Source organism: Streptomyces sp. NPDC107500, from assembly GCF_055582785.1.
In genome coordinates this window covers 450153-468566 of record NZ_JBVJPF010000002.1, presented here as the reverse complement: position 1 = coordinate 468566, position 18414 = coordinate 450153, and the positions used below count along the sequence as shown (strand labels likewise).

Below are 18414 nucleotides of genomic sequence, written 5' to 3'. Positions count from 1 at the left end.
TCAGGAAGTGGACAAGCGAGTCAACGTGCCCATCCGCGGTCCCAGACGGCGAACCTCTGGATGATCCGAATGCCGAGCCAGAACTCTGGCCAGGCGCCGGAGATCCGTTGTCACGGTCGCCGAGCGCACCGCCTCCACACTGTCGAGCAGTGGTGCCACCAGGGCGCACGCATGGTCGATCTCGCCGGCTGACGCGTAGGCGAGGGCGCGGCGGACTCCGTACCGCACGTGTGTACGTACCGCGTTGTCACCGACCAGAGCGAGTTGCCGGTCCAGCTCTGCGCCCGCTTCGCGCGGCCGACCCAGGTCGACGAGGCACCAGCCGGTGACCATGCCGACCGGGTCGGGAAGATGCATGGTGCCGATCACCGGCTCGTCCGAGCAGCCGTCCGAGCGGTTGAGGAAGACGCGGGCGCGATCGAGGGCGCTCAGACAGGCGCTGTGGTCGCCCGCGAGAGCGTGGCCCTGCGCTTCGCGCTGTGCGGCCAGCCCCCGGATCCGCGGGGGCAGTGCACCGCTCTGCGCACGGCGAGCCAGCGCCACCGTCTGCTGGGCATCGTCCCGGTACAGCGTGACCAGAGCTCTACGAACCAACGCGTAGCCTGCGAGGGCCTGGTCTCCGCCCGCCGCCGCGAGTTCGACCGCGCGCTGTGTCCACCAAAGTGCCGCACGTTCGTCTCCGGTCTCCTGCACCAGCCAGCCGATGTACTCCGCATAGCGAGAGCCGAGAGCGAGCAGTTGGCCGCGGGTGGTGACGTCGCTCTGCGCGGACAGTTCCCTCAGAGTGTGCGTCTGGGCGATCAGGACGGGCAGGAGCAGTCCGGGTTCTACGGTTTGCCCGAGCCGCCGATAGTGCGTGAACAGCGAACGCGAGGTCTCCAGCATCGCAGCCCCCGCGGCCGTAGAGACGGCTCCCGGGCCGTCCGACCGCCATGTCATCAGTGAGGCGACACCTGCGCTCATCACCTCTCGTCGGCCAACGGGCTGGAAGCCACTCCTGCTGTCGGGCGACAGTCGCATGATCCAGTCCTCCTGGTTGAATCGCCCGGTCGCTGGTTCGCTCGGTGTGTCGCCGGTGGTTCCGATGACCAGGGCGATCAGTCCTCCGTCGGCTCCGAGAGCGGCGTCGCACAGCCGGGCGAGGTCCCGGCTGGGGGCCTTGATACCTCGCTCGACCTTGCTCAGCTGCGCCTTGCTGTAGTGCACGGCCCCGGACAGCGACGTCAGGCTCAGCCCGGCTGCCAGTCGCCGCTTCCTCAGCTCCTCACCGAAACCGTTCGACGGCTGTGGCACGGAATCCTCCCGAGCCCGTCCGTCGAAAGCAGATGCGCCGCCGCACGTAAGACTGCGGCCACCGCTCCCTGACGGACAAGGCGATAGGTGCTGTTTCCCGTTTCCATCTCCAACGGCCGGATGGAGCATTCGCGGAGCCCCAAGTCAGGTCGCCGGCCGGGGACGGGCAAGTCGGCTACCGGACATCTTGTGGCCGCCGGGGACCCGTCATGAAGCGATGAGCCAGCCGCCTCACTCCTGCATCCCGGCACCCGGCCCGTTTCCGGCTACCGCGCGGAGCGGCGCCCCAACCGCCAACGCCAACGCCACCAGCCCCCCGCTCACCCACAGCGGACCGGCCGCGCCGGCCGGGGTGTGGAGGGTCGTCGCGGCGATGACCGGACCCGTGGCGGCGCCGGTGTTGAGGGCCGCGGTCGCGTACGAACCGGCCATGGTGGGGGCGCCCGCGGCCGCGTAGAGGACCCGCGCGATCAGCGTGCTGCCCACCGCGAAGGACAGGGCGCCCTGCGTGAAGACCAGGAGAAGCAGCGCGGTGGGCCGGTCCGCGAGGACGGCCATGGCCGGCCAGCCGAGGAGCAGCGGCGGGCCGCAGGCGGCGACGACCGCGCCGGGACGGTGGTCGGACAGGCGGCCGGCGACGGTGACCCCGGTGAGGGAGCCGGCTCCGAACAGGACCAGGGCCACGGTGACCCACAGTTCGCCCAGCCCCGCGGTGTCGGTCACGAGCGGTGCGAGGAAGGTGAGGCTCGCGAAGGTCGCCGCGTTCACCAGTGCGCCGAGCAGCATGACCACCAGCAGCCGGGCGTTCCTGAGTTGGGCGATTTCCTGGCGGAGGGGCGGGCCGGCTGAAGAGTCCCGCGTCCCGGGGCCGGCCGGGACGCCGGTGAGGATGCCGACGGCCGCGGGCAGACAGAGGGCGGCGACCGCCCAGAACGTGGCCCGCCAGTCGAGCAGCGTGCCCAGCAGCGATCCGCCGGGGACACCGGCGATCGTGGCCACCGTGGTGCCCGACAGCAGGACGGCGAGTGCACGGCCCTTGCGGTCCGGCGGGACCAGTGCGGCGGCGGTCGTCAGGGCCACGGCGAGGAACCCGGCGTTCGCGAGCGCCGCGACGACCCTCGTCGCGAAGAGGACGGCGAAGCTCGACGTGACGGCGCCCGCGACGTGGGACGCCAGGAAGACCAGCACGCAGCCGAGCAGGCTCGCCCGTGCGGGCAGGTTGCGGGCGAGGGCTGCCATGAGCGGCGCCCCGACGACCATGCCGACCGCGAAGGCCGAGGTGAGGGTGGACGCGGTGCCGACGCTCACGTCGAGGTCGGCGGCGATGTCCGGCAGCAGGCCGGCCGGCATGAACTCCGAGGTGCCCATGGCGAAGACGGCCACGGCGAGCAGGTACAGGGGGAGGGGCATCGAGTGGCTCCGGGGTGAGGAGAGGAACGTGGAGTCGTCTCGTCACCGCGGCCGGCCCCGACCCGAGGACGCACCCGTCGGAAGTCCACCCGTCGGACCGCGGAAGGCGGTTCGACGACGGAAGTGGACGACTGCGGGGCTGTGAACTGGGGACTGGCGGACTAGTGGTTCAGGGGACCGACGGCGTGACCGAAGGCCCCCACCCTGTCCGACTCGGGGCTCGACATGACCGGCACGCTACCCGACCGCTTCCCGCGCGAGCATCCCGGTTTCCGTCGCGGGGACCGGCCGGATGCCCCGCCGCCCCGCTCCGCCGCCGCCCCGTCCCGCCCCGCACACCCCCACCTGGCTTGACGCTTTAATGCCACTGATGTGCAATAACGACGCATCGACAACAAGCGTGGGGGAGACATGACAACCCGTCGGATACGAAGTGCCGCCGTCGCGGCGGCGGTCGCCGTCGGCGTCACCGCCTGCTCCGCGCCCGGCGGTGGCGGAACGGGCGACGACGCCAACGCGGCCGAGTCCGTGGTCATCGGGGTGGGATCCGAACCGGACACCCTCAGCCCGCTGCTCGGCTACGGCAAGGACGGCAACTCCAAGATCTTCGACGGGCTGCTCGCCCGCGACACCGACCTGAAGCTGAAGCCGGCCCTCGCAGCCGCCCTGCCGAAGATCACCGACAGCGGCCGGACCTACACGTACACCCTTCGCGAGGGCGTGAAGTTCAGCGACGGCGAACCGCTCAAGGCCCAGGACGTGGTCTACACGTACCGCACCGTCCTCGACGAGAAGACGAACAACACCGCACGCAGCGAACTCGACGCCGTCAAGGACGTCCGCGCGACCGGTGACGACACCGTCGTCTTCACGCTCAAGTACCCCTACGCCGCCTTCGCCGACCGCACGGTGCTGCCCGTCGTCCCCGAACACGTGGCGGGCGGGCAGGACCCCAACACCGGTGACTTCAACACCAAGCCCGTCGGCACCGGGCCGTACGTGCTCACCAACTGGAGCAAGGGCGAGAAGCTCGCCTTCAAGGCCAACCCGCACTACTGGGGCGACAGGCCCACCGTGAAGTCGTTCACCATGGCGGTCATCGCCGACGACAACGTGCGCGCCACCCGGCTGCGCTCCGGCGACCTCGACGGCGCCGTCCTGCCGCCCAACCTCGCGGCCACCTTCAAGAAGGACGAGGGCAGGCGCACCTACGAGGCGAGGTCCTACGACTTCCGGGCCGTCACCCTGCCCACCTCCGGCAAGGTCACCGGCGACCGCGCGATCCGGCGCGCCCTGGACGCCGCCGTGGACCGCCGGGCCATGGTCGACAAGATCCTCGACGGCGCGGGCCGGCCGGCGTACGGGCCGCTGCCCGTGGACGACCCCTGGTACGAGCGCGGCATCGAGCGCCCGCACGACCTCGCCAAGGCCGAGCGCGTCCTGGACGCGGCCGGCTGGAAGGCGGGCTCCGGCGGCATCCGCGCCAAGGACGGACAGCGCGCCTCGTTCACCCTGTACTACCCCTCCGGCGACAAGGTCCGCCAGGACCACGCGCTCGCCTACGCCTCCGACGCCAAGAAGGCCGGTATCGAGGTGAAGGTGGAGGGCGCCACCTGGGAGGTCATCGAGCCGCGCATGGGACGCGACGCCGTCCTCGCGGGCTTCGGCAGCGTCGGCGACCCCGACTTCGGCCTCTACACCCTGCTGCACTCCTCGCTCGCCGGCGACGGCTTCAACAACATGGCCCACTACGACGAACCGGCCGTGGACCAGGCCCTCGACGCCGGCCGCCGCACCCAGGACCCGAAGACGCGCGCCGCCGCCTACGACAAGCTCCAGAAGGCGCTCGTCGAGAACCCGGGCTACACCTTCCTCACCCACATCGACCACCTCTACGTCCTCGCCGACCGCTGGGACGGCCTGACCACCCAGCTGGAGCCGCACGAGCACGGCTTCGCCAGCGGACCCTGGTGGAACATCGAGGACTGGCAGCCCAAGAAGTGACCCGGTCTCCCCGGCGCGTGCCCTGGGGAGCGATGGCACGGCTGGCGGGGCGGCGGGCGCTGTTCGCCGTCCCCGTCGTCCTCGTCGTCACCTTCGGCGTGTTCGCGATCGCCGCCGCCTCCCCCTTCGACCCCGTCAAGGCGTACGCCGGCACCGCCGCGCTCGGCGCCGACCAGGAGACCCTGGACCGGCTGCGGGAGAACCTCGGTGTCGACCAGTCGTTCGTCGTCCGCTGGTGGAACTGGCTGACCTCCGCGCTCACCGGCGACCTCGGCCACTCCGGGGTGATGCGCCAGCCGGTGACGGAGGTCATCGGCGAACGCCTCGTCTGGTCCGCCCTGCTGTGCGCCGTCGCCTTCGCCGCCGCCGTCCTGGCCGGCACGGTCCTCGGCGTACTGGCCGCCCGCCGCCCCGGTTCGATGCTCGACCGGGCGGTCACCTCACTCGCGTACACCCTGGAGGCGGCACCGGTCTTCTGGATCGCGCTGCTCGCCGTGTGGCTGTTCGCGCTCCAGTGGGACGTCCTGCCGGCCGGCGGCCTGACCGACACCGCGAGCGAGCGGGTCACCCCCGGCCAGGTCGCGAGCCATGTCGCGCTGCCCGCGGGCGTGCTCGCCGTCTCCCAACTGCCGTGGTTCACGCTGTACGTGCGCCAGGGCGTCGGCGACGCCCTCGCGGAGGACCCCGTGCGCGGCGCGCGCGCCCGCGGCCTGGGGGAGCGCACCGTCCTGCTCGGACACGCCCTGCGCTCGGGGCTGCTGCCGGTGCTCACCCTGATCGGCTCGCGCGTTCCCGAACTCATCACCGGCGCCCTGCTGGTGGAGAGCGTCTTCAGCTGGCCGGGGATCGCCGCGGCCACCGTCGAGGCGGCCACCGCCGTCGACTTCCCGCTGCTGGCCGCCCTGACCACCCTCGCCACCGCCGCCGTACTCGCCGGCAACCTGCTCGCCGACCTGCTCTACGGACTGTTCGACCCGAGGGTGAAGCTCAGTGACATGTGACCCCGCCGCGCCGCCGCCCACCGTGCCCGCGCCCACCCCGGCCCCCGGCCCCGCCTGGCGCTCCGTCGGCACCGCCCGCCGCTCCACCCGCACCCTGCGCCTGCGCACCTCCGCAGCGCTGCTCGCCCTGACCGTGCTCGCCGTGCTGCTCGTGCCGCCGCTGGTCCAGCTCGACCAGCAGGCCGTCGACCTCGCGGCGAAGCTGCGGCCACCGAGCCGGCAGCACCCCTTCGGCACCGACGACGTCGGCCGCGACCTGCTGCTGCGCTGCGTGTACGGACTGCGCGTCTCCCTGCTGGTCGGGGTGGCGGCGGCGCTGACGGCGACGGTCGTCGGCACCGCCGTGGGCGCCACCGCCGGGGCGCTGGGCGGCTGGGTCGACCGGGGCGTGATGCGGGTCGTCGACACCGTCTCCTCCGTGCCCCACCTGCTGCTGGGCATCTTCATCGTGGCGATGTTCCGGCCGGGCGTCTGGCCGGTGGTGGCCTCCGTCGCCCTCACCCACTGGCTGTCCACCGCCCGCATCGTCCGCGCCGAGGTGCTGTCCCTGCGCTCGCGCCCCTACGTCGACGCGGCCGTCTCCGGCGGCGCCTCCCGGTGGCGGGTGGCCGTACGGCATCTGCTGCCCGGCGTGCTTCCCCAGGCCGCGCTCGCCGCCGTACTGATGGTGCCGCACGCCATGTGGCACGAGTCGGCGCTGTCCTTCCTCGGGCTCGGGCTGCCCACGCACACCGCCAGCCTCGGCAACCTGATCCAGGAGGCGCGGGGTTCGCTGCTCGCCGGGCAGTGGTGGCCGACCCTCTTCCCGGGACTGTTCATCATCGTCCCCACCCTCGCCGTCGCCGGACTCGCGGGCGCCTGGCGGGAGCGGATCAACCCCCGCCGCCGATCGGAGCTGATGCTGTGACCGAGCGAGCCCCCGTGCTGTCCGTACGCGGTCTGTCGGTGCGCTTCCTGATGCCCGGCGGGCGCCGCGTCGCCGCCGTGACCGACGCGCACTTCGACGTGGCGGCCGGCGAGTGCCTGGCCCTGATCGGCGAGAGCGGCTGCGGCAAGTCCGTCCTCGCCTCCGCCCTGCTGGGCCTGCTGCCCGGCAACGCGCAGACCGCCGGCGCCGCCCTGCTCGGCGACCTGGACCTGCTCGCCACCGACGAGCGCACCTTCGCCCGTACCGTACGGGGCCGGCTGGTCGGCCTCGTCCCGCAGAGCCCGGCCGCCCACCTCACCCCCGTGCGCACCATCCGCTCCCAACTGGAGGAGACGGTCGCCGAACTCACCGGCGTCCGTGGCCGCGCGGCCCTGCGCAAGGCCGCCGAGGCCGCCGCGGAGCGCGCCGCGTTCCCCGTGGACCACCTCGACCACCACCCGCACGAACTCTCCGGCGGCCTCGCCCAGCGCGCCGCCACCGCCCTCGCGCTGGTCGGTGACGCCCCGCTGCTGCTGGCCGACGAGCCCACCACCGGACTCGACCGGGAGCTGGTCGACCGCACCGTCGACGAGTTGAGACGACATGTCGACAACACGGCGGACGGCGAGGGCCGTGCCCTGCTGATGATCACCCACGACCTGGCCGCCGCCGAACGCGTCGCCGACCGGATCGCCGTGATGTACGCGGGCCGGATCGTCGAACTCACCGACGCCGCCGAATTCTTCGGCGCCCCCGGCCCCCGCCACCCCTACGGCCGGGGTCTGCTCGACGCGCTGCCCGACCGCGCCTTCACCCCGATCCCCGGCCTGCCGCCCGAGCTGGGCGCCCTCCCCGGCGGCTGCGCCTTCGCCGCCCGCTGCGACCGGGCGACCGACGCCTGCGCCGTCCTGCCGCCGCTCACCGGCACGGTCGCCTGCCACCACCCCCACGCCGCGCTCCCGGAGGCCGCCGACCGTGCTTGAACTGCGCACCGTGACCGCCGGATACGCCCGCAACGCGCCCGTCTTCCGGGACGTCACCCTCTCCGTCGCGCCGGGAGAGGCCGTCGGGCTGCTCGGCCCCAGCGGCTGCGGCAAGTCCACCCTCGCCCGGGTCGCCGCCCTGCTGCACCAGCCCGAGGCCGGCACCCTGGTCGTCGACGGCACGCCCGTACGGCGCTGGCGCCACCGCGCCCCGAGCGAGCGACGCACCGCCTTCGGCGTCGTCTTCCAGCAGGCCCGGCTCTCCGCGGACCCCCGGCTGACCCTCGCCGACCTGATCGCCGAACCCATGCGCGCCACCGGCCGCCGCGCGGACGCCGCCGTCCGGGTCGCCGAACTGGCCGCCACCGTCGGACTGACCACCGACCTGCTGACCAGACGCCCGCACGAGGTCAGCGACGGCCAGTTGCAGCGCGCCTGCCTGGCCCGCGCCCTGGTACTGCGCCCGCGCTGGCTGGTGTGCGACGAGATGACGGCGATGCTCGACGCCTCGACCACGGCCGCCCTGGTGCGGGTCGTGGAGGACTACCGGGCCGCCACCGGCGCCGGGCTGCTGGCCGTCGGCCACGACCGCGTCCTCCTGGACCGCTGGTGCGACCGCACCGTCGAGTGGGACACCCTCACGCGCCCCTGAGACCCGAGCGGGGCGGGCGGCGGGCGGCCTCCCGCTCAGGAACCAACAGAGTCCGACGGGATAATTGATTCGGTTGTGTTCGGGTCCTAGGGTGACCTTGACTCAGTAGTCGCCGCGTCACCGGCAGTTGTGAACCATCTCAGCGTCAACTGCTCCCACAGCACCGTGTGTTGAGCCGCCCCCGAAACCCACGGAAGGCCACGGTCATGCCGCACTCGCCCGTGTCACCCACCGGATCCCCGGCCCGCCTGCCCCGCCCCGTCGTCAGCCGCCGCCGTCTCATGGAGGGCGGTGCCGCCGTCCTCGGCGCCCTCGCCCTGTCCGCGCCGCCCGGAGCGGCGCACGCGGCCGGGCGGAGGCCGCAGCCCGCCGCGCCCCCGGAGTGGAACGACTTCGGCGTCTTCCGGCTCGGGACCGAGCCCCCGCACACCACGCTCATGCCGTACAAGGACGTCGAGCAGGCCCTCGCCGCCGACCGCACCCGCTCGCCCCACCGGCTCAGCCTGGACGGCACCTGGAAGTTCGCCTACGCCGACCGCCCCGAGGACCGGGACACCGACTTCCACCGCACCGACACCGACGACGGCGACTGGGAGACGATCCCCGTCCCGTCCGTCTGGCAGCTGCACGGCCACGACTTCCCGATCTACCTCAACATCACCTACCCGTACTGGGGCCCCAACGGCCTCGGCGAGGACCCCCAGCCGCCCGCCGCGCCGACCCGCTACAACCCGGTCGGCCAGTACCGGCGCACCTTCACCGTCCCCCGCGACTGGACGGGCCGCCGCACCTTCCTCCACTTCGAGGGCGTCAAGTCCGCCCACTACGTGTGGATCAACGGCGAACTGGTCGGTTACGACGAGGACTCCTACACCCCCTCCGAGTACGACATCACCGACCACCTGAGGCCCGGCACCAACCAGATCGCGGTGGAGGTCTACCGCTACGCCGACGGCGACTGGCTGGAGGACCAGGACATGATCCGGCTGAGCGGCATCTTCCGCTCGGTCTACCTCTACTCCACCCCGGCCGTGCACCTGCGCGACTTCAAGCTCGACACCCCGCTGAACGACACCTACACCGCCGCCGAGCTGGCCGTCACCGCGAGCGTGCGGGCGTACGGCGACGGCGAAACCGGCCGCTACACCGTCGAGACCCAGCTCTACGACGCGCGCGGCCACGCCGTCTGGTCCCGGCCCCTCCAGCAGTCCGCCGACCTCGGCACGGCCGGCGCCGGCGAGGACGTCACCGTACGGGCCGCCAAGGCGGTGCCGGAGCCCCGGCTCTGGTCGGCCGAGCACCCGTACCTCTACACGGCCGTGCTGCGGCTGCGGGACCCGGCGGGCAAGGTGGTCGAGACCCTCTCCCACCGGGTCGGCCTGCGCGAGTTCGCGCTCAAGGACGGGCTGATGCGGATCAACGGCCGCCCCGTCTCCTTCCGCGGCACCAACCGGCACGAGATGCACCCGTCCCGCGGCACGGCGCTCACCCGCGAGGACATGGTCGAGGACGCGAAGATCATCAAGCGGCTGAACATGAACTCCGTCCGCACCTCGCACTACCCCAACAACCCGTACTGGCTGGAACTGGCCGACGAGTACGGCCTGTACCTCGTCGACGAGACCAACCTGGAGACCCACGGCATCCGCGACGAGTACCCCGGCGACCACCCCGACTGGACCGAGGCGTGCGTGGCCCGCGCCCAGAACATGGTCCACCGCGACAAGAACCACGCCTCGGTCGTCATCTGGTCGCTGGGCAACGAGGCGGGCGGCGGCAGCACCTTCACCGCCATGTACGACTGGATCCGCTCCTACGACCCCACCCGCGTCATCCAGTACGAGGGCGACGACCGCCCCGGCATCAGCGACATCCGCTCCGAGATGTACGACACCCCGCAGCGCGTCGAACAGCGCGCCCGGGACACCTCCGACACCCGGCCGTACGTCATGATCGAGTACGCCCACTCGATGGGGAACTCCACCGGCAACCTCAAGAAGTACTGGGACGTCGTACGCGCCCACGACGTCCTCCAGGGCGGCTGGATCTGGGACTTCGTCGACCAGTCCCTGTACACCCCGGTCCCCGCCCGCACCCTGCTCACCGAGTCCGGGCCCGCCGCCCTGCGCGGCGAGATCCTGGCCACCCGCGGCGGACTCGACCGGGACGAGGGCCTGTCCGGCATCACCGTCTTCGAGCGCCACGACAGCCTCGACCTCCGCGACTCCCTGACCCTGGAGGCCTGGGTCACCCCGCACGTGACCGGCTACCACCAGCCGCTCGTCGCCAAGGGCGACACCCAGTACGCGCTCAAGCAGAACGACCGGAAGCTGGAGTTCTTCATCCACTCCGAAGGCCAGTGGATCACCGCCAACTGGGACGTGCCCGACGACTGGACCGGCAAGGAGCACCACCTCGCCGGCGTCTTCGACGCGGACGCCGGGACGCTGACCCTCTACGTCGACGGCGTGGTCCGGGCCACCCGCACCACCGACCGCCGCCCCAGCGGCAACACCGCGCCCCTCGCCCTGGCCACCGACGCCGACGCGCAGACCCGCGAGTTCAGCGGCAGGATCCGCCGCGCCCGCGTCTACGCCCGGGCACTCTCCGCCGGTGAACTCGCCCGGGACGACCGCGGTCCCGAGGACGACGGCGTGCGGTTCTGGTTCGACGCCGCCACGGTGCGGACCGAGCGGAAGCGGCCCCGGGAGAAGACGTTCCTCGCGTACGGCGGCGACTGGGGCGACAACCCCAACGACGGCGCCTTCGTGGCCGACGGCATCGTCACCGCCGACCGCGGCCACACCGGCAAGTCCGCCGAGGTCAAGCGCGTCTACCAGGCGATCCACGCCACCCGCCGGCCCGGCGGCGACCCCGGCGCGGTGACCCTCACCAACGAGTACCTCTTCACCGGCCTGCGCGAGTTCGACGGCCGGTGGGAGCTGGTCGCCGACGGCCGGGTGGTGCGGCGCGGAACGCTGACCCGGGACCAGCTCGACGTGGCGCCCGGCGCCGCCAAGGACATCACCGTCCCCGTCCGCCTCCCGGACGGCGCGGACGACGGCACCGAGTACTTCCTGGAGCTGTCCTTCACCACCAAGGACCCCACGCCGTGGGCGAAGGCGGGCTTCGAGGTGGCCCGCCAGCAGCTCCCCGTCGGCCCCGAAGCCCCCGCGGCGGCCCCCGTACGGCTCGCGAGCGTCCCCGCCCTGCGCCACGACGACCGCGACAAGGACGTGCGGGTGCGCGGCAAGGACTTCGCCGTCACCGTCGACAAGCGCACCGGCACCATCACCTCCTACGAAGCCAAGGGCACCCGGCTCATCACCTCGGGACCCGCGCCCAACTTCTGGCGGGCGCCCACCGACAACGACAAGGGCAACGGCCAGCACACCCGCAACCAGACCTGGCGCGACGCCGGCGCCCGCCGCGCGGTCACGGACGTCGCCGTGCGCCCGCTCGGTGACCGCGCCGTCGAGATCAAGGTCAGCGGCACACTGCCCACCACGGTGGAGTCGACGTACAGCACCACCTACACGGTGTTCGGCAACGGCGAGATCAAGGTCGACAACACCCTGCACCCGGGCGCCGCGACCCTGCCCTACATCCCCGAGATCGGCACCCTGCTCTTCCTCCCGGGCCGCCTGGACCGCCTGCACTACTACGGGCGCGGTCCCGAGGAGAACCACTGGGACCGCAACACCGGCACCGACGTCGGCCTCTACTCCGGCACCGTCGCCGAGCAGTGGACCCCCTACATCCGCCCGCAGGAGAACGGCAACAAGACCGACGTCCGCTGGATCGCCCTCACCGACGGCCACGGCGTCGGCCTGCTCGCCTCCGGCGAACCGCTGCTGGAGGCCAACGCCTCGTACTTCACGCCGGAGGACCTGTCGGCGGGTGTCCGCCACGACTACCAGCTGACGCCGCGGGACGAGGTGGTCCTGCGCCTCAACCACCGCCAGATGGGCGTCGGCGGTGACAACAGCTGGGGCGCGCACACGCACGACGAGTTCAAGCTGTTCGCCGACCGGGACTACGGCTACACCTACCGGCTGCGCCCACTGACGGACGTGAAGAAGGCGACGGCGGTCTCGCGGCGGCCCACGGCCACCGAGTAACCGGGAACGGAGGGGGAGCCCGGAGCAGCCCGGGCGCCCCCTCCGCACGGTGATCCGGGCAGGCCCAGGAAGCGCGAGGTCCATGTCGGATTCTCGCCAGCGTCCGCCCGGCCGGTGGACCATCCTGGACCCATGCAGACGGGAATGCACACCGACACCGAACGCTGCGTCCGCGCCGTCCGGTCCAAGGACGCGCGGTTCGACGGCTGGTTCTTCACGGCCGTCCTGACCACCCGCATCTACTGCCGGCCCAGCTGTCCGGTGGTGCCGCCCAAGCCCCGGAACATGACCTTCTACCCGAGCGCGGCGGCCTGCCAGCAGGCGGGGTTCCGGGCGTGCAAGCGCTGCCGTCCGGACACCAGCCCCGGCTCCCCGGAGTGGAACCAGCGGGCCGACCTCACCGCCCGCGCCATGCGCCTGATCGCCGACGGCGTCGTGGACCGCGAGGGCGTGCCCGGCCTCGCCGCGCGCCTCGGCTACAGCACCCGGCAGATTGAACGCCAGCTGCTGGCCGAACTGGGCGCCGGACCGCTCGCGCTCGCCCGCGCGCAGCGCGCCCAGACCGCCCGGGTGCTGATCGAGACCACCCCGCTGCCCATGGCGGACGTCGCCTTCGCGGCCGGCTTCGCGTCCGTGCGCACCTTCAACGACACCGTCCGCGAGGTCTTCGCGCTCGCCCCGAGCGAACTGCGCACCCGCGCCCCGAAGCACCGCGTCGCCGGCAGCACCCCCGGCACCCTCTCCCTCCGCCTCCCCTTCCGCACCCCCCTCAACCCCGACAACCTCTTCGGCCACCTCGCCGCCACCGCCGTACCCGGGGTGGAGGAGTGGCGGGACGGCGCCTACCGCCGCACCCTGCGCCTTCCTTACGGTCACGGCATCGTGGCCCTCACCCCGGGCCCCGACCACATCGGCTGCCGCCTCACCCTCGGCGACCCGCGCGACCTGACCGTCGCCATCAGCCGGTGCCGGCGGCTGCTCGACCTGGACGCGGACCCGACGGCGATCGACGGCCAACTGCGCGCCGACCCGCTGCTCGCGCCGCTCGTCGACAAGGCGCCCGGACGGCGCGTGCCGCGCACGGTGGACGAGGCGGAGTTCGCGGTCCGGGCGGTCCTCGGCCAGCAGGTCTCCACCGCCGCCGCCCGCACCCACGCCGCCCGCCTGGTCACGGCGCACGGCGACCCGGTCGACGACCCGGAGGGCGGCCTGACCCACCTCTTCCCGTCCACGGCCGCACTGGCGGCGGTGGACCCGCAGACCCTGGCGATGCCGGGCACCCGCCGCACGACCTTCACCACCCTGGTCGCCCACCTGGCCGACGGCTCGGTCAACCTGGGCGTCGAGTGCGACTGGTCCGAGACCCGCGCCCGGCTCCTGGCGCTGCCCGGCTTCGGCCCCTGGACCGCCGACGTCATCGCCATGCGCGCCCTCGGCGACCCCGACGCCTTCCTCCCCACCGACCTCGGCATCCGCCGCGCCGCGGGCGAACTGGGCCTGCCCTCCACCCCGGCCGCGCTCACCGCCCGCGCGGCGGCCTGGCGGCCCTGGCGGGCGTACGCCGTCCAGTACCTGTGGGCGACCGACAGCCACCCGATCAACTTCCTGCCCGTGTAAGGACGACCCGTGGGAACCGCACCCGTGAAACAGCACACCGTGAAGCAGCACACCGTGATCGACAGCCCGTACGGCCCCCTCACCCTCGTCGCCGAGGACGGCGTCCTGTGCGGCCTCTACATGACCGACCAGCGCCACCGCCCGCCGGAGGAGACCTTCGGAACACCCGACGACGCACCGTTCGCGCGGGCGCAGGAGGAACTGACCGCGTACTTCGAGGGCAGACTGACCGACTTCACCCTCGACCTGCGCCTGAACGGCACCCCGTTCCAGCGCACGGTCTGGGACCGACTCCGCTCCATCCCGTACGGCGAGACCCGCACCTACGGCGAACTCGCCGACGCCCTCGGCAACCCGGCCGCGTCCCGGGCCGTGGGCCTGGCCAACGGCCGCAACCCGATCGGCATCATCGTCCCCTGCCACCGCGTCATCGGCGCGAGCGGCAGCCTCACCGGCTACGGCGGCGGCCTGGACCGCAAGCGCCGCCTGCTCGACTTCGAACGGGGCACGGCGGGACCGGCGCCGCTGTTCTAGGCGGTGATCCGAGCGGTGATTCCGGGCGGGAGCACGCGCTTCCGAAAAGGCGTTGCCCGCGTCGCAAGGGCGAAGCTAAGGTCGCCGAACTCTGAGAATCACGCTCTCCAGAAGCATGCCGCAGAACGGGAGCAGACCCGCGCACAGCGCGCGAGGCCACGGAGGGGCGGCGCCACCATTCGGCATGCCCTCCGGAGGACAGCTCCCATGAAGATCGGCCTCGGCCTTCCCATCGACGACCCCGCCCTGCTGCTGACCTGGGCACGGCGCGCGGACGCCGGCCCGTTCAGCACACTCGGCCTGCTCGACCGGCTCGTCTTCGACAACCCCGAGCCTCTCGTCACCCTCGCGACCCTCGCGGGCGCCACATCCCGCATCCGCGTCCAGACCGAGGTGCTGATCGCCCCGGTCCACAACACCGCACTGCTCGCCAAGCAGACCGCGACCCTCGACCGGCTGTCGGGCGGCCGCTTCACGCTCGGCATCGGCGTCGGCGGCCGCGCCGACGACTGCCTCGCCGCCGGCATCGACCTCCACCGCCGGGGCCGCCGCCTCGACGAACAGCTGACCGTCCTGCGCCGGATCTGGAACGGCGAGCCCTACGGCCAGGACGTCGGCCCGATCGGACCGCGCCCCGCGACGCCCGGCGGGCCCGAGATCCTGTTCGGCGGCTTCGCCCCGGCCGCTCTCGACCGGGTCGGCCGCTTCGGCGACGGCTTCCTCGGCGCCGCGCTGCCGCCCGCGCACATGGCGGGCCTGTTCCGCGACGTCGAGGCGGTCTGGCGGAAGTACGACCGTCCCGGCCGGCCGCGCCTGGTCGCCCAGGCCGGCGTGGCGCTCGGCCCCCGGAGCACGGTGGACCGTGCCCTCCACAACCTCCGCGACTACTACGCCTTCACCGGCCGCGCCGACCACATGACCAGGGGCCTGCTCACCACCGCGCGGGAGATCCGCGCGGCCGTCGGCGCCTTCCACGACATCGGCGCGGACGAGGTCGTGCTCTACTGCTGGGCCCCGGACCCCGACCAGGTCGACCGCCTCGCCGACGCCCTGTCCTGACGTGTCGCGCCCGGCGTCCCGACCCGCCGGGCGCTCAGCCCAGCCCGCGCAGCAGCTCGGGCAGGGCCGTGCCGATCGGTTCCCGGACCACCTCGGCGGCCATGTCGTCGTACGGCGTCGGTTCCGCGTTGACGATGACCAGCCGGGCGCCGTGGTCGGCGGCCACGCCGGCCAGCCCGGCGGCGGGCTGCACCTGGAGGCTGGTGCCGACGGCGACGAACACCTGGCACGCCTTGCTGATGGCGAGCGCCTCACCCATCACCACCGGGTCGAGGCGCTCGCCGAACATCACGGTCGCCGACTTGAGGATCCCGCCGCACTCCAGGCACGGCGGGTCGTCCTCACCGGCGTCGACCCGGGCGAGCGCGTCCGCCATCGGTCCGCGGACCCGGCAGCCGGTGCACAGGTAGCTCAGCGCGGTGCCGTGCAGTTCGAGGACCTTGCGGGCGGAGAGCCCGGCGCGCTGGTGCAGGCCGTCCACGTTCTGCGTGATCACGCGGACCGGGACCCCCGAACGCTCCAGCTCGGCCACCGCCCGGTGCGCCGCGTTCGGCTCGGCCCCCAGCGTCCGGTTCGCCCGCCGCATCAGCCAGGAGCGGCGGCGGATCTCCGGATCGCCCATGTAGTACTCGTACGTGACGAGCTTCTCGGCCTCCGGGTCGCGCCGCCACAGCCCGTTGGGGCCGCGGTAGTCCGGGATGCCGGAGTCGGTCGAGACGCCGGCCCCGCTGAGGATGGCGACGAGCGGCTTGCTGGTCATGCGGTCGAGGGTAGGGCGGCCGCGGTCGGCCCGGCCAACGGTTATCGGCCGACCCGGACGCCGTTCTCCAGCTCCGCCGGGCCCGCTCCGTCCGTCAGTACGTCCAGCGCGGCCAGCACCCGGCCGTGCAGTGTCCCGAGCAGGTGGGTGCCCAGTTCACCGCGCGGCACCAGCCGCCACGACAGCAGTTCCTCCTCCTGGAGCCTGATCGCCTTCAGGTCGTCCTCGGAGAGCACCCCGCCGTCGTACAGGTACGCCACGATCGGCGGGCGGCCCGTCCCGCCGACCCAGTCCACCGCGAGCAGCCGGCCGAGCCGGACGTCGAGACCGATCTCCTCCAGGGTCTCCCGCCAGGCGCCCTGCCGCGGGGTCTCGCCGTCGTCGGACTCGATGGTCCCGCCGGGCAGCGCCCATCCCTCGCGGTAGTTCGGCTCGACGAGCAGCACCCGTCCATCGGCGTCCCGGAAGAGCGCGGCGGCACCGGCGAGGACACGGGGGAGACCGGCGATGTACGTGGCGTAGTCAGGAGTGGTCATCCCGAAAGCGTAGCGAGCGCCGGGCCCGTCTCCGCCGAGGTCGTTCCAGGGTGCGGGCAGGGCATGACGACGCGGGTGTCCTCCGGTTATGGTCGCAGCGGCGCGACTGCCTTGACGTGCGCAAGGCTCGGAGAGCAAGGGGAGATCAAGGTGGCTGACGCTGCTGTGGACGGGGCCCGTCGGGTACTCGTCGCCGCGGACAAGTTCAAGGGGTCGCTGACGGCCGTGGAGGTCGCCGAGCGGGTGACGGCCGGGCTGCGCCGTGTCGTGCCGGACGTCCGGGTCGAGGCGCTGCCGGTGGCCGACGGCGGCGACGGCACCGTGGCCGCGGCGGTCGCGGCCGGGTTCGAGCGCCGTGAGGTGCGGGTCGCCGGGCCCCTCGGTGACGAGGTGACGGCGGCGTTCGCGCTGCGCGAGGGCACCGCGGTCGTGGAGATGGCCGAGGCCAGCGGCTTGCAGCGGCTGCCCGAGGGCGTCCTCGCACCGCTGACCGCCTCCACGTACGGCTCGGGCGAGCTGCTGCGGGCCGCACTGGACGCGGGGGCCCGGACGATCGTGTTCGGCGTCGGCGGCAGTGCCACCACGGATGGCGGTGCCGGGATGCTCGCCGCGCTGGGCGCGCGGTTCCTGGACGCGGACGGCGAGCCGGTCGCGCCGGGCGGGGGCGGCCTCGCGTCTCTGGCCTCGGCCGACCTGTCGGGCCTCGACCCGCGCCTCTCCGGCGTCGAGCTGGTGCTCGCGAGTGACGTCGACAATCCGCTGACCGGGCCGAAGGGTGCCCCGGCGGTCTACGGCCCGCAGAAGGGCGCCTCGCCGCAGGACGTGGCGGCCCTGGACGCCGCCCTCGCGCACTTCGCGAAGGTGCTGTCCCAGGTGGAGGGCGTGGGCGCGCGGGCCGCCGAGTACGCGGCGTCGCCGGGGGCCGGTGCGGCGGGCGGCATCGGATACGGTGCGCTGCTGCTGGGGGCGCGGTTCCGGCCCGGCATCGAGGTGATGCTGGACGTGCTGGGCTTCGCCCCGGCGCTGGAGCGGGCGGGCCTCGTCATCACGGGCGAGGGCTCGCTGGACGAGCAGACCCTGCACGGCAAGGCCCCGGCGGGCGTCGCGGCGGCGGCGCGGGCCGCGGGCAAGGAGGTCGTCGCGGTGTGCGGGCGGCTGGCGCTGCCGGCGGATGCGCTGGGACGGGCCGGCATTCGCCGGGCGTACCCGCTGACGGCCGTGGAACCGGACGTGGAGAAGTGCATTGCCGATGCCGGGCCGATCCTGGAGCGGGTGGCGGAGGGCATCGCCAGGGACTTCCTGAGCTGAGTCCGCTCCCGCCCTGGGGGCTTCGCCCCCAGACCCCCCTTTCGGCCTGAACGGCCTCGTCCTCAAACGCCGGACGGGCTGGAGGTGGCTCGCGTCTCATCCCACCGAGTCGGGTGGTGGGTGGGCACAGGCCCGGGGGTCTGGGGGCGGAGCGCCCAGGGAGGCCCGCACCGGCGCCGGGCACGCAGAAACGGATAGGGCCCCGGACCAACCCGGTCCGGGGCCCACT

General features: G+C 73.2%; 14 protein-coding genes. 10 read left to right on the top strand and 4 right to left on the bottom strand.

The window, feature by feature from the left end:
* Entirely contained in the window at positions 1 to 1293 is a 1293-nt protein-coding gene (locus ACZ67M_RS08145; protein ID WP_469850060.1) for a helix-turn-helix domain-containing protein, read from the bottom strand.
* 231 nt (positions 1294 to 1524) lie between these two features.
* Complete coding sequence (locus ACZ67M_RS08140; RefSeq protein WP_469850059.1) at positions 1525 to 2703, bottom strand: Cmx/CmrA family chloramphenicol efflux MFS transporter; 1179 nt, start codon at positions 2701 to 2703, stop codon at positions 1525 to 1527.
* A 411-nt stretch (positions 2704 to 3114) separates the two neighbouring features.
* On the opposite strand from ACZ67M_RS08140, the gene ACZ67M_RS08135 reads away from it, so the two are divergent.
* The 9 genes from ACZ67M_RS08135 to ACZ67M_RS08095 all read left to right on the top strand — a co-directional run bounded on the left by ACZ67M_RS08135 (position 3115) and on the right by ACZ67M_RS08095 (position 15581).
* Positions 3115 to 4707 carry an ABC transporter substrate-binding protein gene (locus ACZ67M_RS08135; RefSeq protein ID WP_469850058.1) on the top strand — a complete coding sequence of 531 codons (1593 nt, stop codon included), beginning with the start codon at positions 3115 to 3117 and terminating at the stop codon, positions 4705 to 4707.
* Positions 4708 to 4739: 32 nt separating this feature from the next.
* Positions 4740 to 5708 (top strand): ABC transporter permease, encoded by a 969-nt coding sequence (locus tag ACZ67M_RS08130; RefSeq protein ID WP_361358491.1) that lies wholly within the window; start codon positions 4740 to 4742, stop codon positions 5706 to 5708.
* A 22-nt stretch (positions 5709 to 5730) separates the two neighbouring features.
* On the top strand, positions 5731 to 6615 hold the full coding sequence (locus ACZ67M_RS08125) for an ABC transporter permease (RefSeq protein ID WP_469850691.1): 885 nt from the start codon (positions 5731 to 5733) through the stop codon (positions 6613 to 6615).
* The gene (locus ACZ67M_RS08120; RefSeq protein ID WP_392235679.1) at positions 6612 to 7598 is read left to right on the top strand and encodes an ABC transporter ATP-binding protein; all 987 of its coding nucleotides are present in this window, start codon (positions 6612 to 6614) and stop codon (positions 7596 to 7598) included. Before ACZ67M_RS08125 ends, ACZ67M_RS08120 begins: the two co-directional genes overlap by 4 nt.
* Positions 7591 to 8250, top strand: a complete 660-nt coding sequence (locus ACZ67M_RS08115) for an ABC transporter ATP-binding protein (protein WP_450737033.1) — start codon at positions 7591 to 7593, stop codon at positions 8248 to 8250. The genes ACZ67M_RS08120 and ACZ67M_RS08115 overlap by 8 nt, the downstream gene beginning before the upstream one ends.
* 206 nt (positions 8251 to 8456) lie before the next feature.
* Positions 8457 to 12371 carry a glycoside hydrolase family 2 TIM barrel-domain containing protein gene (locus ACZ67M_RS08110; protein ID WP_469850055.1) on the top strand — a complete coding sequence of 1305 codons (3915 nt, stop codon included), beginning with the start codon at positions 8457 to 8459 and terminating at the stop codon, positions 12369 to 12371.
* A gap of 132 nt (positions 12372 to 12503) precedes the next feature.
* Complete coding sequence (locus ACZ67M_RS08105) at positions 12504 to 13988, top strand: AlkA N-terminal domain-containing protein (RefSeq protein ID WP_469850054.1); 1485 nt, start codon at positions 12504 to 12506, stop codon at positions 13986 to 13988.
* A 39-nt stretch (positions 13989 to 14027) separates the two neighbouring features.
* Positions 14028 to 14522 carry a methylated-DNA--[protein]-cysteine S-methyltransferase gene (locus ACZ67M_RS08100; protein ID WP_361358856.1) on the top strand — a complete coding sequence of 165 codons (495 nt, stop codon included), beginning with the start codon at positions 14028 to 14030 and terminating at the stop codon, positions 14520 to 14522.
* Positions 14523 to 14729: 207 nt separating this feature from the next.
* Positions 14730 to 15581, top strand: a complete 852-nt coding sequence (locus tag ACZ67M_RS08095; RefSeq protein ID WP_361358506.1) for an LLM class flavin-dependent oxidoreductase — start codon at positions 14730 to 14732, stop codon at positions 15579 to 15581.
* 34 nt (positions 15582 to 15615) lie between these two features.
* Here ACZ67M_RS08095 and ACZ67M_RS08090 read toward each other — a convergent pair whose 3' ends face one another.
* Together ACZ67M_RS08090 and ACZ67M_RS08085 are read right to left on the bottom strand one after the other, a co-directional pair.
* Positions 15616 to 16341, bottom strand: coding sequence for an SIR2 family NAD-dependent protein deacylase (locus ACZ67M_RS08090; RefSeq protein WP_469850052.1), 726 nt, complete (start codon positions 16339 to 16341; stop codon positions 15616 to 15618).
* 41 nt (positions 16342 to 16382) lie between these two features.
* Entirely contained in the window at positions 16383 to 16877 is a 495-nt protein-coding gene (locus ACZ67M_RS08085; protein ID WP_392102130.1) for an NUDIX domain-containing protein, read from the bottom strand.
* A gap of 165 nt (positions 16878 to 17042) precedes the next feature.
* Here ACZ67M_RS08085 and ACZ67M_RS08080 point away from each other — a divergent pair, with 165 nt between their 5' ends.
* Positions 17043 to 18185 (top strand): glycerate kinase, encoded by a 1143-nt coding sequence (locus ACZ67M_RS08080; RefSeq protein WP_392013872.1) that lies wholly within the window; start codon positions 17043 to 17045, stop codon positions 18183 to 18185.
* The last annotated feature ends 229 nt before the right edge of the window (positions 18186 to 18414 follow it).